The 21982-nt window shown below is 68.1% G+C and carries 21 protein-coding genes and 1 pseudogene; 10 read left to right on the top strand and 12 right to left on the bottom strand.

The window, feature by feature from the left end; all coding sequences use genetic code 11:
* Positions 1-26: 26 nt before the first annotated feature.
* Positions 27-968, top strand: a complete 942-nt coding sequence (locus tag BM109_RS20465) for a LysR substrate-binding domain-containing protein (RefSeq protein WP_093346336.1) — start codon at positions 27-29, stop codon at positions 966-968.
* Positions 969-1008: 40 nt separating this feature from the next.
* Here the strand turns inward: BM109_RS20465 and BM109_RS20460 are convergent, their stop codons facing one another.
* On the bottom strand, positions 1009-1845 hold the full coding sequence (locus BM109_RS20460; protein ID WP_093346334.1) for an AraC family transcriptional regulator: 837 nt from the start codon (positions 1843-1845) through the stop codon (positions 1009-1011).
* A gap of 129 nt (positions 1846-1974) precedes the next feature.
* Here BM109_RS20460 and BM109_RS20455 point away from each other — a divergent pair, with 129 nt between their 5' ends.
* Both BM109_RS20455 and BM109_RS41810 read left to right on the top strand, forming a co-directional pair.
* On the top strand, positions 1975-3171 hold the full coding sequence (locus tag BM109_RS20455; protein ID WP_093346332.1) for an FAD-dependent monooxygenase: 1197 nt from the start codon (positions 1975-1977) through the stop codon (positions 3169-3171).
* 35 nt (positions 3172-3206) lie between these two features.
* Positions 3207-3443 (top strand): annotated as a pseudogene (locus BM109_RS41810) (hypothetical protein); the annotation flags it as partial.
* A gap of 75 nt (positions 3444-3518) precedes the next feature.
* Here the strand turns inward: BM109_RS41810 and BM109_RS41630 are convergent.
* Positions 3519-4436 (bottom strand): class I SAM-dependent methyltransferase, encoded by a 918-nt coding sequence (locus BM109_RS41630; RefSeq protein WP_256222678.1) that lies wholly within the window; start codon positions 4434-4436, stop codon positions 3519-3521.
* A 307-nt stretch (positions 4437-4743) separates the two neighbouring features.
* Between BM109_RS41630 and BM109_RS20440 the strand changes: the two genes are divergently transcribed.
* From BM109_RS20440 to BM109_RS20430, 3 genes are read left to right on the top strand one after another with little or no spacing between them, the layout of a single operon-like run.
* Positions 4744-5685: a LysR family transcriptional regulator gene (locus tag BM109_RS20440; RefSeq protein ID WP_093346325.1), complete on the top strand. Its 942-nt coding sequence runs from the start codon at positions 4744-4746 to the stop codon at positions 5683-5685.
* Positions 5686-5742: 57 nt separating this feature from the next.
* Entirely contained in the window at positions 5743-6468 is a 726-nt protein-coding gene (locus BM109_RS20435) for an HAD-IA family hydrolase (protein ID WP_093346323.1), read from the top strand.
* A gap of 38 nt (positions 6469-6506) precedes the next feature.
* Complete coding sequence (locus BM109_RS20430) at positions 6507-7091, top strand: arsenate-mycothiol transferase ArsC (RefSeq protein ID WP_256222676.1); 585 nt, start codon at positions 6507-6509, stop codon at positions 7089-7091.
* 10 nt (positions 7092-7101) lie between these two features.
* Here the strand turns inward: BM109_RS20430 and BM109_RS20425 are convergent, their stop codons facing one another.
* The 7 genes from BM109_RS20425 to BM109_RS20395 form a co-directional block, all read right to left on the bottom strand.
* Positions 7102-8199 carry an ABC transporter substrate-binding protein gene (locus BM109_RS20425; protein WP_177239411.1) on the bottom strand — a complete coding sequence of 366 codons (1098 nt, stop codon included), beginning with the start codon at positions 8197-8199 and terminating at the stop codon, positions 7102-7104.
* Between the two features lie 67 nt (positions 8200-8266).
* The gene (locus BM109_RS20420; RefSeq protein WP_177239410.1) at positions 8267-9133 is read right to left on the bottom strand and encodes an ABC transporter permease; all 867 of its coding nucleotides are present in this window, start codon (positions 9131-9133) and stop codon (positions 8267-8269) included.
* A gap of 16 nt (positions 9134-9149) precedes the next feature.
* Positions 9150-9968: an ABC transporter ATP-binding protein gene (locus tag BM109_RS20415; RefSeq protein ID WP_093346312.1), complete on the bottom strand. Its 819-nt coding sequence runs from the start codon at positions 9966-9968 to the stop codon at positions 9150-9152.
* Positions 9965-10756, bottom strand: coding sequence for an alpha/beta fold hydrolase (locus tag BM109_RS20410; RefSeq protein ID WP_143129210.1), 792 nt, complete (start codon positions 10754-10756; stop codon positions 9965-9967). The genes BM109_RS20415 and BM109_RS20410 overlap by 4 nt, the downstream gene beginning before the upstream one ends.
* On the bottom strand, positions 10753-11169 hold the full coding sequence (locus BM109_RS20405; RefSeq protein ID WP_093346307.1) for a VOC family protein: 417 nt from the start codon (positions 11167-11169) through the stop codon (positions 10753-10755). The genes BM109_RS20410 and BM109_RS20405 overlap by 4 nt, the downstream gene beginning before the upstream one ends.
* Before the next feature lie 4 nt (positions 11170-11173).
* Positions 11174-12775: an FAD-dependent monooxygenase gene (locus BM109_RS20400; protein ID WP_093346305.1), complete on the bottom strand. Its 1602-nt coding sequence runs from the start codon at positions 12773-12775 to the stop codon at positions 11174-11176.
* Positions 12776-12777: 2 nt separating this feature from the next.
* Positions 12778-13362 (bottom strand): hypothetical protein, encoded by a 585-nt coding sequence (locus tag BM109_RS20395; protein WP_093346302.1) that lies wholly within the window; start codon positions 13360-13362, stop codon positions 12778-12780.
* 69 nt (positions 13363-13431) lie between these two features.
* Here BM109_RS20395 and BM109_RS20390 point away from each other — a divergent pair, with 69 nt between their 5' ends.
* The 4 genes from BM109_RS20390 (at position 13432) to BM109_RS20375 (ending at position 18554) form a co-directional block, all read left to right on the top strand.
* Positions 13432-14409 (top strand): LysR family transcriptional regulator, encoded by a 978-nt coding sequence (locus BM109_RS20390; RefSeq protein ID WP_093346300.1) that lies wholly within the window; start codon positions 13432-13434, stop codon positions 14407-14409.
* A gap of 109 nt (positions 14410-14518) precedes the next feature.
* Positions 14519-14995, top strand: coding sequence for an RNA polymerase sigma factor (locus BM109_RS20385; RefSeq protein WP_057590003.1), 477 nt, complete (start codon positions 14519-14521; stop codon positions 14993-14995).
* A gap of 2 nt (positions 14996-14997) precedes the next feature.
* The gene (locus BM109_RS20380; RefSeq protein ID WP_093346297.1) at positions 14998-16032 is read left to right on the top strand and encodes a FecR family protein; all 1035 of its coding nucleotides are present in this window, start codon (positions 14998-15000) and stop codon (positions 16030-16032) included.
* 80 nt (positions 16033-16112) lie between these two features.
* On the top strand, positions 16113-18554 hold the full coding sequence (locus BM109_RS20375) for a TonB-dependent siderophore receptor (RefSeq protein ID WP_093346295.1): 2442 nt from the start codon (positions 16113-16115) through the stop codon (positions 18552-18554).
* Between the two features lie 18 nt (positions 18555-18572).
* Here the strand turns inward: BM109_RS20375 and BM109_RS20370 are convergent, their stop codons facing one another.
* From BM109_RS20370 to BM109_RS20360, 3 genes are read right to left on the bottom strand one after another with little or no spacing between them, the layout of a single operon-like run.
* Entirely contained in the window at positions 18573-19550 is a 978-nt protein-coding gene (locus BM109_RS20370; protein WP_093346292.1) for a Bug family tripartite tricarboxylate transporter substrate binding protein, read from the bottom strand.
* Between the two features lie 30 nt (positions 19551-19580).
* Positions 19581-20798 carry a CaiB/BaiF CoA transferase family protein gene (locus BM109_RS20365; protein ID WP_093346289.1) on the bottom strand — a complete coding sequence of 406 codons (1218 nt, stop codon included), beginning with the start codon at positions 20796-20798 and terminating at the stop codon, positions 19581-19583.
* Positions 20795-21946: an acyl-CoA dehydrogenase family protein gene (locus BM109_RS20360; RefSeq protein WP_093346287.1), complete on the bottom strand. Its 1152-nt coding sequence runs from the start codon at positions 21944-21946 to the stop codon at positions 20795-20797. The genes BM109_RS20365 and BM109_RS20360 overlap by 4 nt, the downstream gene beginning before the upstream one ends.
* Between the last annotated feature and the right edge of the window lie 36 nt (positions 21947-21982).

The following is a 21982-nucleotide window of genomic DNA, read 5'->3' as shown; positions in this document are numbered from 1 at the left end:
AACTCCTGCTCGCATGCAAAAAGCTGATGCCGCTTCGCCTCCCCTCCACCATCGCGCTGCAATGCCTGGAAGCCAGTGAAAGGCTGGGCAGCTTCACGCGCGCCGCCAAGGCGCTCAATCTCACGCAGGGCGCCATCAGCCGCCAAGTCATCGGCCTCGAGCAGCGGCTCGGCGCGCAACTGCTGGAGCGCCGGCGCGAATCGCTGGTGGCCACGCCCGCGGGGCAAGCCTACCTGGCCGAGGTCCGGCCCCTGCTGCTGCGGCTCGAGCGCGCCACCACCGACATCGCGCTGCACCAGGGCCGCGGCGGCCGCCTGCAGCTCTCCGCCCCTTCCTCGTTCTGCAACTACTGGCTCGCGCCGCGGCTGTCGGGTTTCGTGAACGCGCATCCGCACATCACGCTCGACCTCTCGACCTATCTCGGGCCGGTCGATTTCACCGCGAGCCGGATCGACGCGGCCATCATGGTGGTGGGCGCGCCGGTGCCGGGCCTGCATGCGGTTCCCGTCCTCGACCTGACCGTGCGGCCCTATGCCAGTCCTGGCCTGGCGGCGCGCTGGAGCGGCGACGATTTCGCCACCGTGTTGCGGCAGGCGCCGCCCGAACTCACGCTGATCCACAACAGCTCGCTGCCCGGTGCGTGGGCTCTGTGGCTGCGGCAGGCTGCGGGCGCCGACGAGATACTGCCCGAGCTGCATGCCGGGCCGAGCTATGACCTGTTGTCGATGTCGCTGCATGCGGCCATCGCGGGCATCGGGGTGGCGCTGCTGCCGGCCTTCATGGTTCGTGCGGCGCTCGATGCGGGGCAGTTGGTGCCGCTGTCGGACATCGAGTCGGCGACGGGGCGGTCGTATCAGCTGTGCTATCCGGAGCACAGTGCGAGCTTGCCGGCGCTTGCGCAGTTCAGTGAGTGGCTTTTGGAGGTGAGGAATGACGCTGGGCTTGCGAATGCGGGTGAACGAACGTGAGATCGGGAGACGCCGAAGATCACCAACCGGCTTCATGGCATCAATCGTTCGATTGCAAGTAGCGTCCCGGTGTCTGTCCAAGCACTTTTCGAAACATGACCACGAAGTTGCTCGCATTCTGGTAGCCGAGGCCATCCGCGACATCCTGGACCGTCGCCCCCTTGGCCATCCATTGCAGGGCCAACAGAATATGAAGCTGCCTGCGCCAGCGTCCGAAACTCATGCCGGTTTCTCGGGACACCAGGCGTGAGAGGGTGCGTGGACCGATATCCATTCGGTGCGCCCAGGACACGATGCTCCCGGGATCGGATGGATTCGCCATGATCCACTCGACCAGTTTGCGAAGTCGCTTGTCCGTCGGCAGAGGAAGATGAACCCGACCGGGCTGCGCCAAGGCCATTTCGTCGAGCAGGAGCGTCGTCACCCTCGATGCCATGCCTCCCTCCTCGTAACGCATGGGCAATGCCGCTGACCGGATCACCAACTCACGCAGCAGCGGTGTCGTCGACAAGGTGCAGCAGTCTCGCGGCAACTCGCCGCCCACCGCGGGATCGACGTAGACGACATAGCACTCGACCGTGCCGGCCACCTCCATTCGATGCTCCACACCGCCGGGTACCCAGATGGCGCTTCCAGGTGGCACAAGCCACAAGCCGCCGGCGACCTCGCAGGTGAGCACGCCGCGCATCCAAAGCAGGAACTGGCCTTTTCGATGGTGGTGGAAGTTCGCTTCCTTGCGGCTGTCGACCCGATGCGAGTCGTCCTCGGCTGCTGCCGCCGACATGTCCACGCCCGTGGCTCCGATCGTGATCACCGGTCGTGGAACGAGGTCGGGATCCTCCCAATCGACTGAAGAAGCATCGTTGAAAACAGGCATCGGGGAACTCTGAAGGGCGCTAGACCCGAGTGGCAAGAATTCAATAGATCATGGCATGTCGGATCCTTGTGGCCAGGTGACGGTCCACATAACGTGCTGGTTGTTATCGCAACCAAGAGAACAGTCACCATGAACCCGAGGAAGAAAATCTTGATATGTGGCGGCGGGATCGCCGGTCCGGCGTGTGCCTGGTGGCTGAGCCAGCACGGTTTCTCCGTGGTCGTCGTCGAAAAGGCCGGTGGGTTCAGGGATGGTGGGCAGAACGTGGACGTGAAGGGTGCCGGACAGCAGGTCATCGAGCGCATGGGCTTGACGGCGCAGATCGAGGCTCGCAACACGCAGGAGTGCGGGCAGAAGTGGCTGGACGAGGCCGGCAAGGTGGTGGCTGTCTTTCCCAAAGGGGGCTTCGGCAGCTTGACCAGCGATTTCGAAATCCTCCGCGGCGACTTCGCACGTGTTCTTTTCGATGCAACCCGCGGCGCCTGCGACTACCGCTTCGGCACATACGTCAGCGCCATCGAAGAAATTGGAGATGGTGCGCGGGTGACCTTCGTCGATGGCTCGACGGAGGTGTTCGAGCTGGTGATCTGCGCGGACGGACTGAGCTCGTCGACAAGGGATCTGGTCCTCGCGCAGGAGACGCGATTGCGCTATCTCGGCGCCTACATGGCGTTCTTCAAGATTCCCCGGCGTCCGGAAGACGATCTGTGGGCCTGCTCCGTCAACGGTGTCGGCGGAACAATGATCAACCTCAGGCCTGGAGGGCCGACGCAGACCACGGTGCTGCTCACCTTTCCGGTCGGTGCGCCGGACTCGCAAAGGCCGTCGTCGCGGTCTCGGCGGGACATGCTTCGCGCAGCTCTGGAAGGCCGAGGCACCGTCGCCGATCGCATCGTCGATGAGCTGGACACGGTACAGGACTTCTACTTTGGGCCGATGAGCCAGGTACAAGCTTCGGTCTGGTCGAAAGGCCGGCTGGTCTTGCTGGGCGACGCGGCGCATTGCCCAACGCCGTTCACGGGCAAGGGCACGGCCCTGGCGCTCGTTGGAGCCTACGTCCTGGCTGGGGAGATCAAGCAACGCTCGACCCACGCCGAAGCCTTCCATACCTATGAACGCATCCTTCGACCGTACGCCGAGCGTTCACAGCGGGAGTTGAGCCCTCGGCTCATTCGACTGATGCACGTGAAGACGCCGTTCGGGATCGCCATCGCTCGCATCTTGCAACGGTTCTTCGGCAGCGCGCGGATCCAGGCGCTGTTGAAGCCGAGCGCTGCGGCGCAGGCACGAAAGGTCGAAGAGGACTTTGCGCTTCCGGTCTATTGACTAGTCACACCGGAGTTTCGAGCCTTCGCCCCGGAATGGAAAGACATCTTTTGGGCGAGCGGACAGGTCGCGGGACCAGAAGGCCTCAAGACCATCATCCGCGGCCTTGCACAGGCGTCCCCGGAATTGAAGATCAGCCTCTACGACATGATGCAGGAGCCCGGCGAGATCGGTTCCGTTCGGAGATGAGCGGGACGCATCATGGCTCCATCTTCGGAGTCGCGGCGACCGGGAAGCACGTGAGCTTCCGCCTGCACGAGTTCCATGCAATCAAGGACGGTCGCGTGACTACCACCTGGCACATGGAAGACTGGTTCGGCCTATTTCTTCAACCGGCTCTTGACGTATCACGACCCCATTCCGCGTACGTGGACGATGTGCGCTGCGGCGGCTGTGCGAAACGCGTTCTGCCCCGCGGCATCGTAGCGAGCAGCAACTTGATTCCCATCGAGATCCTCGATTGGAAATAGCCTCGCATCGAGCAGAAGATCGCCAATAGTGCAGGGGTCAAACCCGGATAGAAACGCCTCTCCCGAAGCGGACACCGAACTTGCAAGCCTGCGAAGCGATTCGTCGACAGGGTAATCTGGACGAAAAATGGCTTCATCAACATAAGTGAAGACCAATTCGCTTCCCGCAGGCGCACATGTGGCGATCGACCGAAGGCTGCTGAGGTTTGCTTCCCGAGTCAGATACATCGTCACGCCCAACCAGGAGAAAAAAGTGAGGCGGTCGGCTTGAAAAGAGGATCGAGCCAGAGCGGTCCCCAATGCGTCCATGGACAAGTCAGCTTCAACGAACTCCACCGAACGGGGAAGGGTAACGCCACATGCTTCCAAACGTGCGCGCTTCAGGCGCTGTGTCGCGGGATGATCCACTTCTATGACGGTTATGCCCTCCGCCCATGCCGGACGACGGCAGATGAAGCTATCGAACCCGGCGCCGATGATGACGTATTGAAGAACGCCGCGCGCAACCGCGCGCTTGAGTACGTCTTCCGTGTATCGGGAACGAAGGATCACGTCCGCATAGGCAGCATTAGTTCGAAGACCAAGATCGAGAGCTTCATTGCCGGCTTCGACTTCCACCGAGATACGTGTCCCCATGCGATCAATTACGCGCTGTCGCAAGGCTGCTTTTGCCGACGCCGGAACAAGGCGGTCTCCCCACGTATCGTTAAAAAGTGGCGCAGGGTCGACGCGCGAATGAACTGCTCGCATGAGCGAGGTGGCAAGCGAAGTACGGCTGGCAATCAATGGACTCAACGGATTCTCCAAGGCTGGAAGACATGCAGATAGACGCAAGCACCCTTGCGTTTCATGGGCTGGTGTCTGTGAAGGAGATCGGGCCGCTATCCCGAACCGGGGTTCAGGTGGGAAAGGGCAGCCGAACATCGGGATCGTCTGATGAGAGACGTTCACGCCCGAATGACCATGTTCCAATCCCGTATTTTTTAGCGTTGGTCAAGGAGTGTTGCGGTCCAACTTCGATCACAGGCAGCGCGAGTTTCGATGACGCCAATAACTGTGTAAAGTGCATTGTTTGAACAGCATATCTGCATGAAACGAATTCATGGATTTGAATCTACTCGCAGCATTGGACGCATTGCTAAGTACACAGAGCGTCAATGGCGCTGCTGAAAGGATGCATTTGAGCGCGCCGGCGATGAGTCACACACTGGCAAGAATTCGGGTTGCACTGGACGATCCGATCCTCGTTCGCGCCGGCCGGAAGCTGGTACCGACGCCGCGTGCCAGCGCGATGCGCGAATCGGTAAGGCGGCTTGTGGCAGAGGCCAAGGACCTGATGCGGCCTGGGAGCGGTGTGCCATTGGCCGAGATCGAGCGAGAGTTCACGATTCGGGCTCCGGAGGGCATGGGAATCGTCTACGGCGCGGCCTTGCTCGAAGCAATGCACAAGAGCATGCCACTCATCAGGCTTCGTTTTGTCCCCGAGAGTGAGAGCGATGCATCAGCTCTACGCGACGGGCGCATCGATCTAGATGTAGGGGTGCTCATCGACCGCGGGCCTGAGATTCAAACATCCTTGCTCTACGAACAGCACGTCGTCGGCGTCGTCAAGGCTGGCCACCCCTTGCTGTCGTCGCGTATGACACCGAAGAAGTTCGCATCGCACAAGCATGTAGCCATCGCCCAACGCGGGCGCGTATCAGAATCGATTGACGTCGTCCTTGAAGAGGCAGGTTTCGCCCGTCATCCCATCCTGACCGTACCGAGTGCGTACGGTGCGCTACTGGCCACGGCGCGATCAACAATGATTGCTTGCGTGCCCGAGCCATTGGCTCGCACCGTAGTGAAGGCACTAGGGCTTGAGATCTTTAAGCTACCTGTCGTCGTACCATCGGAAAAGGTCGTACAGGCGTGGCATCCAAGGGATGATGCGGATCCTGCTCATCGCTGCTTACGGCAATGCGTTGCCTCCGTCTCCAATGAGGTGACGTTTGGCCCGCTTACTCGTCGTTCTCTGGCCGCGCACCGCGCGCTTCTGACTTGAAGAACTTTACAACCAAGCTCTGTTTCCAGTTGACTTAGCCGGAAGAGGAGCCTGACAGTGACCAACCTCGCCGCCCTTCACGGATCGACCATCGCTTTCGACCTCGACGGAACCCTTGTCGAATCGGCTCCCGACCTGATCGGTGCCGTGAACGCGGTCCTGATCCCGGAGGGCTTCAAGCCCTTGGCCTACGACCAGGCGCGGCCCTTCATCAGTCGCGGCGCCCGTTGGCCGCTGCAGTGGGGTCTTGCCGAGGCCGGTGCGGAGGATCCGTCTGCCCGCGCGGCTGCACTGTTTGGTCGATTCATCAGCCACTACGGCGCTCATGTTGCAGATGAGAGCCGTCCGTTTCCGGGCGTGATCGACGCCCTGAAGACCTTGAAGGCAGCTGGCGCCAAGCTTGTCGTCTGCACGAACAAGCCCACCGATCTGTCGCGCAGCTTGTTGACCAAGCTCGACATGGTGGGATTGTTCGACGGCGTGGTGGGGATGGATGCCGTCTCCGCGATGAAGCCCAACGCGGCCCACTTGATCGAAGCTGTGGCGGCAGTGCGCGGCGATCTCGCTCGCACCGTCATGGTCGGCGACGCGGACGCCGATGCCGGCGCCGCCCGAGCGGCCGGGACACCGTTGATTCTTGTCGACTTCGGCTACACCGAAATTCCGGCGGCCGAACTCGCGCCAGATACCTTGCTGCATCATTTCGACGACTTGGTGGACGCCTGCGCCGGCCTGCTCAATGGGGTGCGTCCTACCAGTTCGCGTTGCAAAGCAACGTCTTAGCTCGACTGGCGCGCCCACCGAGGCGCCGAGGCCGCGCGATGGACAAGACCCGGCACGGTCCGCCGCACAAGCGACCATCGAATCGCGCTCCGAGCAAGCCAGCCAAGCCCGCGCTACATTCCGTGGTCATGCACAGAAAAATCAACGTGCTCTTCGTCTCCCGACGAAACACGCTGCGCAGCGTCATGGCGCAGGCCTGTCTCACCCACATCGCCGAGAAACGCTTCCACGCACGCTCCTGCGGTCAGCCTTTGCGCATTGGCGCAGCGGTGGATCCGGCGGCCGTGTCGGCGCTGCGCACCGCGGGTATTCCCTTACCCGAGATCAAGCCGCGTGGCTGGAACGAGTTCGTGCCCGCGCGCGGCTTCGAGGCCGAGTTCGTGATCGCGCTCGATGCCGACATCGACCGCCTGCAGCCGGCCTGGCCCGGCCAGCCCCATACCGCGCTGTGGGCCTATCCCGATACGGCCGCCATCGCCGATCCCGAGGAGGCGGCGCACAAGGCGCTGCAGACGCTCTATTCGATGCGGCGGCGGCTCGAGCTGCTGGCCAGCCTGCCGCTGTACGGCTCCGACCGCGAGTCGGTGCGCGCCGACATCCGCGATCTCGGCTACATGGCTTGAGCCGGGTCGACTACAGCCTGAACGACTTCGCCATCTCCACCACCGCCTGCCTGTCGAAGGCATTGACCTCGTCGATCAGCTCGTTGGTGAACAGCCGGTTCGGGTCGCCGAGTTCGTCGGCCAGCTTCGGGTTCTTGCTGCCGTCCACGGCCATCTCGATGTTGGACTTCCACTCGGCCAGCGACGAGGCACCGATGCGCTGATCGGGATCGTCGGGCCGGCGCATCCAGCTGTTGCGACGGTCCTTGAGGATGAAGGCCAGCTCCTTGCGCGCCTCGTCCTCGCTGCGCCCCTTGGGCCGGCTCTCGGGATACACGGCCCAGTGCAGGTCGATGCCGGCCTCGAGGTTGTGGTGCGCGAACAGGGTGGACTTGGCCATGCCGCGGAACAGGCCCACCAGGGCCTTGCGCTCCTTCATCAACAGCTCGCGCGGCACGCACAGCCAGCCCGAGCCGAACTGCGCGAACTTCGGCGTGAGCGGCACATAGCGCAGCTTCGTCCCGACGAGCTCGACGCGCGCGGCCGCGGTGTCGAAGGCCACCATCGCATCGACGCGGTCGTTGTCGATCGCCGCGCCGGCCGGCGCGCCGTCGCCGATGGCGATGTACTCGCACCGGTCGTCCTTCAGGCCCAGCTCGGCCAGCATGGTGCGGGTGACGACGATGCCGGTGTCGCCCTGGCTGCGCACGCCGATGCGCTTGCCCGCGAGGTCGGCCACCGAGCGGATCGGGCTGCCGGGCTTGACAACGACGACGTTGGCATTGCGCGGCAGCCACTTGTAGACGCTCACGAGGTCGAGCCCCGGGTCCTTGGCCATCGCGGGCAGCAGGATGCCGGGCACGGCCGGGCCGTAGTCGACGTGGCCGGCGCGCAGGCTCTGCAGCGCCTGCGTCATGCTCGACATGTTGACGTACTCGACGTCCACGCCCTCGGGCTTGTAGAAGTTCAGCCGCGGATGCTGGCCCGCGGTCACGAAGCACTGCTGCGGATCGTTGACGCCAGCGGTGTTCGCCACCTTCATCACGCGCAGCTTCTGCGCCAGCGCCGGCAGGCTGCCCGTCAATCCCAGGGCGCCGAGGCCCAGGCCGAAATCGCGTCGTGTCCACATGGTTCGCTCCTCACCGGCGTCGCGCCGGACGTTTAGAGATGGCAAGAGAAAAAGGGGAAGGAAGGGATCAGACGTTGACCGTGCGCTGCGAGGCATCGGCCGGCATCCAGTGCAGCACGCGCTGCTGCACGCGGCGCAGGGCACTGGTCAGCGCGATGCCGATCACCGAGAGCACGACGCAGACGGCGAAGCTGCCGCCGCTGTCGGCCTGGGCTTCCATCTGCAGGATCAGCACGCCGAGCCCGGCCTGGGCACCGACGAACTCGCCCACCACGGCGCCGACCACGCTGAAGGCCGCGGCCATGTTGAGGCCCGCGAAGATGTAGGGCAGCGCGCTCGGGAACTTGGCCTTGCGGAAGATCTGCCACGGCGTGGCCGACAGCGAGCGCAGCAGGTCGATGCGGTCCGGGTCCACGGCCTTGAAGCCCGCGATGCTGGTCACCAGCACCGGGAAGAAGGTCAAGAGGCAGATGATCATCACCTTGGAGCTGATGCCGAAGCCCAGCCAGACCACGATGATCGGCGCCACCGCCACCTTGGGCACACTCTGCAGCGCGGCCACGTAGGGCTCGAGCAGGCGCTCGAGCCGCGGCATCTGCGAGACCACGATGCCGATCGCGAGACCGATGCCGCCGCCGACGAAGAAGCCCAGCAGGATCTCGGCCAGCGTGATGCCGCCGTGGTACCAGAAGCCGTCCTTCGCGAACGGCCCGGTGGCGAGGCCGCGCCACAGCGCGATCGCGATGTCGCTGACCGGCGGCACCAGGTGCCTGGGCACCTTGAACAACCGCACGGCCCCTTCCCACGAACCGAGCAGCGTGATCAGCAGGAGGATCGACTGCACGCGCGGCGAGGCCAGCGGGTTGATGCGGCGCGCTCGCGGCGGCTTCGCCTTTAGCGGTGCGGCCTCGGAACTCAACAGGGCGGTGGTCATGGCGTCGGCCTTTCTGTCAATCGAAGGAGGCAGCATGCGAGAAGCGCTCGCGGATCGAGGCGGCCGCGGCCGCGAAGGCCGGATGCGACATCGCCTCCATGCCGCGCGGGCGCGGCAGGTCGATGGGCAGCACGCGCTCGAGCATGCCGGGGCGCGGCGACATCACGAAACAGCGGTCGCCGAGGAACACGGCCTCGGGAATGGAGTGCGTGATCAGCACCACGGTCTTGCCGCTCTCCATCCAGATGCGCTGCAGCTCGAGGTTCATGCGCTCGCGCGTCATCGCGTCGAGCGCGCCGAAGGGCTCGTCCATCAGCAGGATCTTGGGGTCGTGCAGCAGCGCCCGCGCGATGGAAGCGCGCTGCTGCATGCCGCCGCTGAGCTGGCGCGGCAGCTTGTGCTCGAAGCCCTCGAGCCGCACCATCGCGAGCAGCTGCATCGCGCGCTCGCGCGCCTTCGCCTTGTCGAGGCCCAGCACCTCGGCCGGCAGCATCACGTTCTCGAGGATGCTGCGCCAGGGCAGCAGGATCGAGCTCTGGAACACCACGCCCACGTCGCGCCGCGTGCCGCGGATCGGCTGGCCGTCGAGCAGCACGGTGCCGACCTCGTAGTCGAGCAGGCCGGCCAGGATGCGCAGCAGCGTGCTCTTGCCGCAGCCGCTCGGTCCGACGATGGTGACGAAGGAGCCCTGGCGGATGCCGAAGTCGATCTGCTTCAGTGCGAGCACGCCCTCGCTGCCGCCGCCGAAGGTCTTCGACAGGCCCTCGACGCGGATGTAGTCCTCCTTGCCGGCGGGCGCCGCGGAGGCGATCTCGGGTTCCAGGACGGCATTCATGCGTGGACTCCTTCGGGGTTCAGGAAACGGACCATGTGGCGCGCGAGCACTTCGGGCGCCTGCATCGCGGTCACATGGCCGATGGCCGGCAGCAGCACGGCATCGGCGCCGCGGATGCGGCCGGCCATCGCGAGCGTCACGGTCGGCGGCACCACGCGGTCGAGCTCGCCGGCGAGCACCAGGGTCGGCGCGACGATGTCGGCCACGCCCTGCGGCAAGGTGGTGGCGACGGTTGCCATGCGCCGCGCCGAGCGCGCGGTCTCGGGTCGCGCGGCCGCGAACACGCGGCGCAGCTCGGGGCGCTGCGCGAGAAAGGCCTCGGGAAAGAACCAGCTCGCGAGTTCCTCGGCCGTGCCCGGCAGGCCGCGGCGCAGCTCGGCCAGGCGGCGTGCATCGGGGCACAGCTCCTCGTAGGGGCGCGGCAGCGGCCAGGTGCTGCCGAGCACGAGCCGGTCGACCGCGCGCGGATGCAGCAGCGCCAGCGCCTGCGCCACGCGGCCGCCGAAAGAGGAGCCGAACACATGCGCGCGCTTGAGGCCCAGCGCCTTCACGAGCTGCTGCGCATCGTTCGCGAGGTCCGCGAGCGTAGCCGCGCGCTCGGGCGCCTCGGTCTCGCCACAGTCGCGCTGGTCGTAGGCGATCACGGTGAACTGCTTCGCCAGATGCGGCACCAGCGCGGCGAACATCTGTCGCGAGGCTTCCGCGCCATGCATCAGCAACAGCGCCGGGCCCTGGCCCGCGCGGTCGAAGGCGATGCGGACCTCGCCGGCCTGCACGAACTCGGTCATGCCGCGTCCTCCCACGGTTCTTCCTCGCGGTCCAGCCAGAAGGTCATCTCGATCTTCAGTCCGCGCGGGTCGTGCAGAAAGAGCTGGTGGATGTCCCAGCCCGGGATCGGCGCCTCGGCGAAGGACACGTCGAGCGCGCGCAGGTGGGCGCGCATCTCGCGCAGCCCGTGGGCACGGAACGAGATGTGGTCGACATGGCCCGTGGGCGGTTGCGGCGGCGCATCGGCCGTCGCGAGGTGGGCGAACAGGTGCACGATGGGCTGGCCCTCGGCATAGAGCCAGGCGCCCGGCGCGGGAATCTCGGGCCGCGCCCCGGCTTCCAGGCGCAGCACGCGCGTGTAGAAATCCAGCAGCGGCGGTAGTTCCGCGGGCGTGCAGCGGATCGTGAAGTGGTGCAGTGCGGTGACGGGCATGGCTTCAGTCCAGCAGCTTCGACAGCACGGCCGACAGCTCGGCGGCCGGGTCCGTCGGCGTCCACGGCATGCGGAAGGCGACGTGGCCGTCGGGCCGTACCAGCACCGCGCCGTGCTGGCCCAGCAGCAGGCCATCCTTCTCGTGCGCGTCCTCGAGCTGGCGCGCCTGCACCACGCGGCCGTTGCGGCCCGACACCTGGCGCGCTGCCTCCATCCAGGCATCGGCGCGCGGGCCGGCCACGAGCACGAACTCGCGGTCGAACCAGTCGAGCGTGGTGTGGCGCCGCGCGAGGTCCAGCCACAGGTGCGGAAAGCGCATGCCGGGCTTGTCGGCCGGCTCGTACCAGCGCGCGCGCATCACGTGGCGGCCGGTACCGTCGGGGATCACGGCGCCGTCCTCGTAGCAGAAGCCGAGCGACTGGCCGATGCTGTGGATGTGGTTGTCGCTGTCGCGGATCCAGAACTCGATGCGCTCGCGGTTGCCCGAGCGCAACGCCTCGTCGCAATGGTTGAAGCGCATCGCGTTGTGCAGGCTGAAGTCGGCGTTCGATTCGGCGATCGGCCGGCGCTCGCTCTCGTAGCTGTCGAGCAGCCGCGCGCTGGCGCGGCCGCTCAGCACGAAGGCCAGCTTCCAGGCCAGGTTGTGCGCGTCCTGGATGCCGGAGTTCATGCCATAGCCGCCATTGGGCGGAAAGCGGTGCGCCGAATCGCCGACCAGCAGCACGCGGCCGCGCCGGAAGTTCGCTGCCACCTGGCGGCTCATGCGCCACACCGAGCGGTTGATGACCTTCACCTCGAGGTTGGGCACGCCCGAGACGGTGCGCGCGAGCTGCACCACCTCGGCGTCGCTGCGCGCGCCGGTGCGCTCGTCGGTCTCGCGGCCCACCGGCAGCAGGTTGAGCCAGCGGTCCTTTCCGTTGGTGTTGAGCACGGTGGTGATCGGGTATGGCGAGTCTTTGGCGTAGACGCGCCAGCCGGCGCAGGTGGCCGAGTCGCGCACCTGCGAGAGATCGGCCTGCCAGAACTCGTTGGCCATCACGGCCAGCGTGGCCGGCCCGCGCATCTCGATGTCGGCCTGGCGCCGCACCGAACTCGCGGCGCCGTCGGCCGCGATCAGGTACCGGGCCTGCCAGGTCAGCGTCTCGCCGGTGTCGAGCCGGCGGCCGGTCACGGCGATGCCGTCAGCGCTCTCGGCGTAGTGCAGGAACTCGTGGCCGAACAGGAAGCGGCCGACCTCGCTCTTTCGGGCATGGGCGAGCAGCTCCTGCTCCACCGTGTCCTGCGACTGGATGATCTTCCAGCACGGCGAATGGCCCAGGTTCGGCTCGGGGTTGGTGCGGCCCCATTCGTGGCCGGTCATCGATTCGCAGAAGGCGAAGAAGTCGGCGCCGTCGGGCAGCGCATGGCGCTTCATCAGGCCGTCGATGCCCCACTGGCGAAAGATCTCCATCGTGCGCGTGTAGGTGCCGCGCGCCTTCGGATGGTCGGTGGTGGTCGGGCTGCGCTCGAGCAGCACGAAGTCGACGCCGAAGCGCTGCAGCAGGATCGCCATCGACAGGCCCACGGGGCCACCACCGATGATCACGACGAGGTTCTTGGATTGCATGGTCAGGCCTTCAGGGGGAGAGCGGGGAAATCGATCGGCACCGCGTCGGCGGCGAAGCGGTAGGCGAGGCCGGGCGCGACCGGCACCCAGCGCGCGGCGGCCAGCGCCAGCAGGCGGATGCCGAGCACCTCCTCGGGCTGCCAGCGCTCGCGGATGCCGAACACGTTGAAGGTGGCGAAGCACAGCGCGCCTTGCAGCAGCGGCACGTTGACCACGCTGCACAGGCCCGCCGGCCGCATCTGCTCGAAGTCGTCGAAGTGGCGCGCCAGCACCTGCGCGCCCTCGCCCACGAACACGCGGCCCTGGCGGAACAGGCGGTCGGTCCAGCGCGTGTGCGTCTTGCGCTTGGCGCCATTGACCGGGTAGCGGTGCGCCTCCGACGAATAGAAGCGGCGCAGCCGGATCTCGCCGGCCGGGTCGTCCTCGGTCGTCACGTTCTGCTGGATGCTGAAGATGCTGCCGGGCACGAGCTCGCGCCGGCAGCGATCGATCCGGCGCAGCGCCTCGTCGGCATCGCGCGCTGCGTCGAGCGCGTCGAGGAGATCGGCCAAGGTGGCCATGAGCGTCGTGGCGGTGGCTGCGGGCATGGAGAAAAGTCTAGGCCTCGCGATTCACCAAAGTGGACTAAATTCTGATCGGGCGATAACCTGACGGTTATGGCCTCCCCGACCGCCCGCGACCCCGCCGCCGACCTGCAGCACGCGCTGCTCTCGCGCCTCAAGCTGCGCCAGCTCTCGCTGCTGCAGGCCATCGACCGGCACCGCACGCTGGGGCGCGTGGCGACCGAGATGCGGCTGAGCCAGCCCGCGATCACCAAGGCGCTCCGCGAAACCGAGGACATCTTCGGCAACCGCCTGTTCGAGCGCAGCAGCCGTGGCCTGGTGCCGACCGCGGCCGGCGAGGCGGTGCTGCACTACGCGCGACGCTGGCTCGCCGAGCTCGAGGCCACCACGCGCGTGCTGACCTCGCTCGAGGCGGGCCGCGGCGGCCGGCTGCGCCTGGGCCTCACGCAGCAGGTGCCGCAGCAGCTGCTGTCGGCCGCGCTCGCGCACCTGCTCGACCGCACGCCGCGCATGGCGGTGATGACGCGCGAGGGCACGACTGACGAACTGGTGGCCGGCCTGCTCGCGCGCGAGCTCGACTGCGCGATCGGCCGTTCGTACGATGGCGACGCCACCGGCCTGGTGCAGGAAGCGATCCACCAGCAGAAGCCCTGCCTGGTGGTGTCGGCCAAGAGCGCGAAGCGGCTCTCGCGCGGGCCGCTCGACTGGGCCCGGCTCGCGCAGCTCGACTGGATCCTGCCGCCGCCGAACACACCGATGCGCCGCACCTACAACGCGATCTTCGTCGGCGCCGGCGTGCAGCCGCCGGTGCCGATGCTCGAGACCACCGCCATCCGCAGCATGGAGACGGTGCTGCGCACCGAGCCCAATGCCATCGCCATCCTCGCGCGCGACGTGGTGGCCGAGATGGAACAGGCCGGCCACTGGGCCGCGCTGCCCTATCGGCTGAGCTGGAACCTGCCGCCGGTGAGCTTCTTCACGCTGAAGGAACTGGAAGGGCAGCCGATGGTGCAGTCGCTGCGCGCGGTGGTGGTGGAGACGGCGCGCAAGATGCAGCGCAAGGCGGGCTGAAACATCCCCTCCCTATAATTTCCGCTCCCTCTCCCGCGCCACGGATCAGCCGCCGCCACATCTCAGCCAAGACGGGAGTTCCCTGTTTCCACACCGGCTGAGGTGTACCGTGCTCGAGCGCTACCACAGAGAATTGCTGCGCTATTTCACCCGCAAGGCCGGCGATGGCGACACCGCCGCCGACCTCGTGCAGGAAGCCTATGCGCGCGTGCTCGGCCACCAGGACGCGGGCGGCCTGGTGCTCGAACCGCGCGCGCTGCTCTACCAGACCGGCCGCAACCTGCTCGCCACCCAGGCCGCGCGCCGCGCCGCCGAGCTGCGCATGCTCGACACGCTGGCGCTGGTCGCGCCCGACAGCGCGCCCTCGGTGGAACGCCACGTGGCGGCCCGGCAGCAGCTGCAGCGGCTGGTCGCGCTGCTCGAGGCCATGCCACGCAAGCGCCGCCATGCCTTCCTGCTCGTTCGCATCCACGGCCTCAGCTATGCGCAGACCGCGGCCCACATGGAGATCAGCGAGAAGGCGGTCGAGCACCACATGACGCGCGCCCTGCTCGACTGCGCGGGCTACGGCGGGGGAACGGACTGACCATGGCCGCGCGCGCACAGCCCCTGCTCGGCGCCGACGAACGGCGCGCGCCGCGCGCGCTGGTCGAGCATGCGCTGACGCTGATCGGTCGCATCCATCGCGGCAGCCCCGAGGCCGCCGACGCCGCGCAGGCCGAGCTGAGCCGCTGGCGCGCGCTGTCGCCCGCCAACGCCGACGCCGCGGCGACCGCGCACCGCATCTGGAACGCGGTCGACGACGGCGCGCTGCGCGGCCAGTTGCCGATGCCGCCGAGCGCCGCGCAGGAACGGCGCGCGCGGCGCCGCACGATCGGCCTGCTGGGCGTGGCCGGCCTGGCGGCGCTGGCCGGTGCCGGCGGGCGCTGGTACTGGCAGCAGCCGGTCTACGAGGCGATGCCGAGCACCGGCCAGGCGCAGACCCTGGCCCATGCGCTGCCCGACGGCAGCACGCTCGACCTCGCAGCCAACACGGCGCTGCATGTCCTGCTCTACCGCGATCGCCGCACGGTGCACCTGGCGCGCGGCGAGGCGCGCTTCGCGGTCGCGCGCGATGCCGAGCGCCCCTTCACCGTGAGCACCGACTGGGGCCGCGTGCGCGTGCTCGGCACGGTGTTCACGGTGTCGGTGCGCGAGGGCCGCATGCGCCTCGCGGTGGCCGAGGGCCGGGTCGCGGTCTGGGCGGCCGGGCAGGACGAGGCGGCCGCCCCCAGCACCGTGCTGCAGGCCGGCGAGGCCATCGAGGCCGATGCGCGCGGGCTGGGCCCGCGCAGCAGCGTCGACGTCGGCGAGGTGGCCGACTGGCGGCAGGGCTGGCTGGTCTTCCGCAACACGCGCCTGCCCGAGGCCGTGGCGCGCTGGAACGACTACCTGCGCCAGCCGCTGCAGCTGGCCGACGACCCCGCGCTGCGCGAGCTGCGCGTGACCGGCAGCTACCGGCTGCGCGATCCGCAGGCCTTCGTGGGCGCGCTGCCGGTGATGCTGCCGGTGCGCACGCAGCGCCTGGCCGACGGCACCACGCGGATCGTGGGCCACGCCGCCGGCACGGCGCGGCGGCCCTGAAAAAAAGTTTTGATTATTTTTGGGGGGTACGCGGCGTCTCGCTGGTCTTCTGTAGCAAACCAGCTCCAGGACCTTCGTACATGAACCAGCAGACCCCGCGGCGCCCCCGCATCGACTCCCTCCAGGCCGCGGCCCTCGCCTGCGCCATCGCCTCGGCGCTGCTCGCGATGGGCGGCCCCGTGCACGCGCAGGGCGTGCCGGCAGCACCGTCCGCCACCTTGCAGCTCGCGCTGCCGGCCCAGCCGCTGGCCCAGAGCCTGGGCGTGCTGTCGCGCCAGTACGGCATCGCCATCGGCGGCGAGAGCTCGCTGCTCGAGGGCCGCACCGCGCCCGCGGTGCGCGGCGCCGTCACGCTGCAGCAGGCGCTCGAGCGCGTGCTCGCGGGCAGCGGCCTGGGCTACGTGCGCAACGGCGACGCGGCCTTCACCGTGGTGCGCGCCTCGGCCGGCGACACCGGCGCGCTGCCGCCGATCGTGGTCACGGCAGGCACCGAGGAGACCGCCACCGGCCATGTTCCCGGCTACATCGCGCGGCGCGCCACGGCCGGCAGCAAGACCGACACGCCGATCATCGAGACGCCGCAATCGATCTCGGTCGTCACCGCCGACTTCATCGAGGCCACGGGCGCCACCCGGCTCAAGGAATCGCTGGCCTACACGCCGGGCATCAACGTCTCGCCCTGGGGCGCCGACTCGCGCTTCGACTGGACCATCCTGCGCGGCTTCGACGCGCAGGCGCCCGGCTATTACCTCGACGGCCTGCAGCTGCGCAACAACAACGGCTGGGCGATCTGGCAGACCGAGAGCTACGGCACCGAGCGCGTGGAAGTGCTGCGCGGCCCGAGCTCGGTGCTCTACGGCCAGAACGGCCCGGGCGGCATGATCAACGTGGTCAGCAAGCGCCCCACCGCGCAGCCGCTGCGCGAGCTGCAGCTGCAGTTCGGCGACAACGCGCGACGCCAGATCGCGGGCGATTTCTCGGGCCCGCTCGATGCCGAAGGCAAGCTGCTCTACCGCCTCACGGGCCTGCTGCGCGATGCCAGCCTGCCGGCCAGCGGCCTGCCGAACGACCGCAGCTTCATCGCGCCCTCGCTGACCTGGAAGCCGTCGGGCGACACCTCGCTGACCCTGCTGTCGCACTACCTGCGCATCCGCGACGGCAGTTCGTACGGCAGCTTTCCCGAGGTCGGCACCTTGCTGCCCAACCCCAACGGCCAGTTCTCGCGCAAGACCTACGTCGGCGACCCGAACTTCGACCGCTTCAACCAGGACCAGTGGATGGTCGGCTACCTGCTCGAGCATCGCCTGAACGACACGCTGAGCTTTCGCCAGAACGCGCGCTACGGCTCGATCAAGGTCGACTACGGGCAGGTCTACAACCAGCCCAGCTTCGTCACCGTGGATGCCGACAACCCGGACAGCCCCGCCAACTACCGCGTGCTGAGCCGCTTCCCGTTCGCGAGCAAGGAGGCCGCGCGCATCGCCTCGATCGACAACCAGCTGCAGGCGAAGCTGCACTGGGGCGACTGGCAGCACACGCTGCTGGTCGGCCTCGACTACCAGCGCTCGCGCAACGACCAGCGCACCTCCAACAGCGGCACCGTGAGCGACATCGACGGCTACCTGCCGGTGAGCACCGGCCTCACCACCACCGCCGACCCGTGGTTCGATGCCCGCACCACGCTGTCGCAGACCGGCTTCTACCTGCAGGACCAGATCAAGTGGGGCGACTGGGTGGCCACGCTGGGCGGCCGCTACGACAGCGCGCGCGCCGTGTCGTTCAGCCACATCGACGGCTCGACCACGCGCATCGACGACCACAAGTTCACCAGCCGCGCGGGCCTGGTCTACCTGCATCCGAGCGGCTGGGCGCCCTACTTCAGCTATTCGGAGTCGTTCTCGCCCACGGTCACGGTCGACCCGCAGACCAACCAGCCGCTGAAGCCCGAGACCGGCCGCCAGTACGAGGTGGGCGTGCGCTACCAGCCGGTGGGCCGCAAGGACAAGTACAGCGCCGCCGTGTTCGACCTGCGGCGCCAGAACTACATCACCTACGACGCCGACTACACGCCGCGCCAGACCGGCGAGATCCTGGTGCGCGGCCTCGAGCTCGAGGCCTCGTTCGAGCCGCTGCCGCGCATGAACGTGACGGCCGCCTACACCTACACGCCCAAGGCCGAGGTCACGGCCAGCAGCACGCCCAGCGAGATCGGCAAGCAGATGCAGGCGGTGTCGCGCAACCAGCTCTCGGTGTGGGCCGACTACCGCTTCGCCAACGGCGTGAAGCTCGGCCTGGGCGCGCGCTTCATGGGCTCGAACCGCGGCTACCAGCAGAGCACGCCGGTGCCCGTGCCCTCGTACACCGTGTTCGACGCGCTGCTGGGCTACGACTTCGAACGCTGGAGCCTCGCGCTGAACCTGCGCAACCTCGGCAACCGCAACTACGTCGCGAACTGCAGCTCGGGCAGCTGCTACTACGGCGAGCCGCGCAAGGTGCTGGCGACGGCGACGTATCGCTGGTAGGCCCGTGCGGGTGCGGCGCTACTTGAGCTTGATGCCCGTCTCCTGCACCACGCGCGTCCAGTAGGCCCGGTCGGCCTGCACGCGCTGCTCGAGCTCCTGCGGCGTTCCGCCCTCGGCGATCAGGCCGAGCTGCACGTAGCGCTCGCGCACCTCGGGCACGGCGAAGGCCTTGCGGACCTCGCGCGCCACCTCGTCGCGCACCGCCTGCGGCGTGCCCAGCGGCGCGAACAGGCCGACCCACGAATCGCGGTCGAGCCCCGCGATGCCCAGCTGCGTGAAGCTGGGAACGCCGGGCAGCAGCATCGAGCCGCCGGGCGTGGTGATCGCGAGGATCCTGGTCTTGCCGGTCTGCTGCGCCTTCTTCGCGCCCGAGGCGCTGAGGAAGGCGCTCTGGATGTGCCCGCCGAGCAGCTCGGTGAGGTTGGGCCCCTCGCCCGCGAAGGGAATGTGCGTGATGTCGATGCGGCTCTCGCGCTTGAGCAGCTCGCCGTAGAAGTGGGTGCTGGTGCCCTCGCCGCTGGAGCCGAAGCTCACGGCGCCCGGGCGCCGCTGCGCCAGCGCGATGTACTGCGCCATGCTGTCGACGCCCGTGCCGGTGTGCACCAGCAGCGCGACCGGCGTCGTGAAGATGGTGACCACGGGCACGAGGTCGCGCGCCAGCAGGAAGGAGCCATCGCCGCCGCGCGTCAGCTCGTCGCTGATGGTCGAGTTGGTGGCGGCCACGAAGTTGTAGCTGTGCGGACTCTTGGCCACCAGCGCGAGGCCCAGCCGGCCCGAGGCGCCGGCCCGGTTGTCCACGATGACGGGCTGGCCCCAGGCGGCACCGAGCCGCTCGGCCAGCACCCGGATCGCGCCGTCGGTGGCGCCGCCCGCCGGGTACGGCACGACGAGGCGCACGGGGTGTTCCGGGTAGGGGGCGGCCCAGGCCGCGGTGCCGGCGCACAGCGCGGCCAGCAGCCCTCCGAGCAGCGCCCGCAGGCGCGCGAGTGATTTCATGTCCTGTCTCCGTTCGTTCTCGTGAGGGGGTCAGATCACGCCGTCGGCGCGCAACTGCGCGAGCGTGTCGTCGGGCAGGCCGAGCAGCTCGCGGTACACCTGCGCGTTGTCCTGCCCGAGCGCCGCGCCCGCGTGGCGCGGCACGCTCGGGCTGCCGGCGAAGCGCGGCACCACCGCCGGCATCTGGAGGCTGCCGAAGTCGCGGTCGGGCACCGGCACGATCGAGCGCCGCGCGCGCACCTGCGGATCGCTCACCACCTGGTCGATGCCGTAGATCGGCGCCAGCGTGCCGCCGGCCTGCGCGAAGGCGGCCAGCACCTCCTCGAGATCGCGCGCCGCGCACCAGTCGATGAAGATGCGGTTGAGCTCCTGCTCGTGCACCACGCGGCTGGCGTTGTCGGCGAAGCGCGGGTCGTCGATCAGCTCGGGCCGGCCGATGGCGCAGCAGTTGTTCGCGAACATCGAGTTGATCGATCCCGCCATCGACACCCAGCGGTCGTCGCGCGTGCGGTAGACGGCCGAGGGCGCCGAATAGGGGCTGCGGTTGCCGCTGCGCGTGGGCACGGTGCCGAGCTGTTCGTAGACGCCGGGCATGAAGTCCAGCAGCCGCGTGATGCACTCGGTCAGCGACAGGTCGATCTCCTCGCCCGGCAGCGAGGGGTCGCGCGCGCGCGGCCACAGCGCGGTCAGGATGCCGATGGCGCCGAACAGCCCGCCGATCGAGTCGCCGAGCGGCACGCCCGCATGCATCGGCTCGCCGTCCGCGTGGCCGGTGACCGTGGTCAGCCCGCCCATGGCCTCGAAGATGCGCGCGAAGCCGGGGCGCTCCGAATAGGGCCCGGTCTGGCCGAAGCCGGTGACGCGCAGGATCACGAGGTTCGGCTTCAGCGCCCACAGCACCTCCTTGCCCAGGCCCCAGCGGTCGAGCGTGCCGGGGCGGAAGTTCTCGATCAGCACGTCGAACTGCGGCAGCAGCTGCTTGAAGAGCGCGAGCCCCTGGGGCCGGCGCAGGTCGAGCGTGCCGAAGCGCTTGCCGCGTTGCGCCGCCTTCCACCAGATGCTCTTGCCGTCCTTGAAGGGCGGGAAGGCGCGCATGCCGTCGCCCTTGCCGGGCAGCTCGAGCTTGAGCACGTCGGCGCCGTAGTCCGCCAGCAGGGTGGCGGCGAAGGGGCCGGCCAGCACGGTCGCGATGTCGAGCACCCGCAGGCCCGCGAGCGGGCCGCTCCCGGTGTGGTTCTCGGCGCTCATCGGGGCACCAGCTGGCGGGCGATGATCTCCTTCATCACCTCGTTGGCGCCGCCGTAGATCTTCTGGCCGCGCGAATCGACGAACATGCGCCCGATCGGGTACTCGCGCATGAAGCCGTAGCCGCCGAACAGCTGCAGGCAGCGGTCGATGGTCTCGCACTCCTTCTGCGTGCCCCACCACTTCGCCATCGCGGCGGTGGCCGCATCGAGCCGCCCCTCCTGCTGCCAGCCGATGCACTGGTCGACGAACAGCCGCGCCAGCGTGGCCTCGGTCTTCATCTCGGCCAGCTCGAAGCGCGTGTTCTGCAGCTTGAACAGCGGCTGCCCGAAGGCCCGGCGCTGGTGCACGTGCGCCAGCGTGAGCTCGAGCGCGCGCTCCATGTTGCAGACGGCCCGGATGCCGATCAGCATGCGCTCGTAGGGCAGCTGCGACATCATCTGCGCGAAGCCCTGCCCCTCGGCCGTGCCCAGCAGGCTCGACACCGGCACCCGCACCTGGTCGAAGAACAGCTCCACCGTGTCCTGCGCCTTCAGGCCGATCTTGTCGAGCGGCGCGCCGCGGCGAAAGCCCGCGAGATCGCGCGTCTCGACCATCAGCAGCGACACGCCCTTCGCGCCCAGCGCCGTGTCGGTCTTCACCGCCAGCATCACCAGGTCGGCATGGTGGCCGTTGGTGTTGAAGGTCTTCGAGCCGTCGATCACGTAGTGGTCGCCATCGCGCCGCGCCCGCGTGCGGATGCCCTGCAGGTCCGAGCCTGCGCCGGGCTCGGACATGCCGATCGAGGCCACGATGTCGCCGCTGGCCATGCCCGGCAGCCAGCGCCGCTTCTGCGCCTCGCTGCCGTAGTGGTGCAGGTAGTGGCCCACGATGTAGTGCGGGCCGAAGCCCGGGCCGAAGCCGCACGCGGCGCTGGTCTCCACCAGCGCGGCCAGGTGCGCGTAGTCGCCATCGCCGCCGCCGTAGCCGGAGGGCAGGTCGGCCAGCAGGAAGCCCATCTCCCCCAGCCGCTTCCACACGCCGCGGTCGATGTGGCCCTGGGCCTCCCAGCGTTCCACGTGGGGAATCAGCTCGGCCGTCCAGAAGCGGCGCGCGGTTTCCTGGAACTGCTCGACCTCGGGCGTTCGCCAGGGCGATCGGTATTCGTCCATCAGCACGGTATGTCTCCTTCGTGTTTTTCGTCCGGC

This window comes from Variovorax sp. PDC80, from assembly GCF_900115375.1.
Lineage (GTDB): Bacteria > Pseudomonadota > Gammaproteobacteria > Burkholderiales > Burkholderiaceae_C > Variovorax.
The sequence above is the reverse complement of the archived record's forward strand: the minus strand, read 5'-3'. Positions and strand labels throughout refer to the sequence as shown.

What these genes read in the sequence shown, in the direction of transcription:
- BM109_RS20465 (WP_093346336.1), top strand. Translation starts at nt 27, where the DNA reads ATGCCGCTTCGCCTCCCCTCCACCATCGCGCTGCAATGCCTGGAAGCC.
- BM109_RS20460 (WP_093346334.1), bottom strand. Translation starts at nt 1,845, where the DNA reads ATGCCTGTTTTCAACGATGCTTCTTCAGTCGATTGGGAGGATCCCGAC.
- BM109_RS20455 (WP_093346332.1), top strand. Translation starts at nt 1,975, where the DNA reads ATGAACCCGAGGAAGAAAATCTTGATATGTGGCGGCGGGATCGCCGGT.
- BM109_RS20440 (WP_093346325.1), top strand. Translation starts at nt 4,744, where the DNA reads ATGGATTTGAATCTACTCGCAGCATTGGACGCATTGCTAAGTACACAG.
- BM109_RS20430 (WP_256222676.1), top strand. Translation starts at nt 6,507, where the DNA reads ATGGACAAGACCCGGCACGGTCCGCCGCACAAGCGACCATCGAATCGC.
- BM109_RS20425 (WP_177239411.1), bottom strand. Translation starts at nt 8,199, where the DNA reads ATGTGGACACGACGCGATTTCGGCCTGGGCCTCGGCGCCCTGGGATTG.
- BM109_RS20420 (WP_177239410.1), bottom strand. Translation starts at nt 9,133, where the DNA reads ATGACCACCGCCCTGTTGAGTTCCGAGGCCGCACCGCTAAAGGCGAAG.
- BM109_RS20415 (WP_093346312.1), bottom strand. Translation starts at nt 9,968, where the DNA reads ATGAATGCCGTCCTGGAACCCGAGATCGCCTCCGCGGCGCCCGCCGGC.
- BM109_RS20410 (WP_143129210.1), bottom strand. Translation starts at nt 10,756, where the DNA reads ATGACCGAGTTCGTGCAGGCCGGCGAGGTCCGCATCGCCTTCGACCGC.
- BM109_RS20405 (WP_093346307.1), bottom strand. Translation starts at nt 11,169, where the DNA reads ATGCCCGTCACCGCACTGCACCACTTCACGATCCGCTGCACGCCCGCG.
- BM109_RS20400 (WP_093346305.1), bottom strand. Translation starts at nt 12,775, where the DNA reads ATGCAATCCAAGAACCTCGTCGTGATCATCGGTGGTGGCCCCGTGGGC.
- BM109_RS20395 (WP_093346302.1), bottom strand. Translation starts at nt 13,362, where the DNA reads ATGCCCGCAGCCACCGCCACGACGCTCATGGCCACCTTGGCCGATCTC.
- BM109_RS20390 (WP_093346300.1), top strand. Translation starts at nt 13,432, where the DNA reads ATGGCCTCCCCGACCGCCCGCGACCCCGCCGCCGACCTGCAGCACGCG.
- BM109_RS20380 (WP_093346297.1), top strand. Translation starts at nt 14,998, where the DNA reads ATGGCCGCGCGCGCACAGCCCCTGCTCGGCGCCGACGAACGGCGCGCG.
- BM109_RS20375 (WP_093346295.1), top strand. Translation starts at nt 16,113, where the DNA reads ATGAACCAGCAGACCCCGCGGCGCCCCCGCATCGACTCCCTCCAGGCC.
- BM109_RS20370 (WP_093346292.1), bottom strand. Translation starts at nt 19,550, where the DNA reads ATGAAATCACTCGCGCGCCTGCGGGCGCTGCTCGGAGGGCTGCTGGCC.
- BM109_RS20365 (WP_093346289.1), bottom strand. Translation starts at nt 20,798, where the DNA reads ATGAGCGCCGAGAACCACACCGGGAGCGGCCCGCTCGCGGGCCTGCGG.
- BM109_RS20360 (WP_093346287.1), bottom strand. Translation starts at nt 21,946, where the DNA reads ATGGACGAATACCGATCGCCCTGGCGAACGCCCGAGGTCGAGCAGTTC.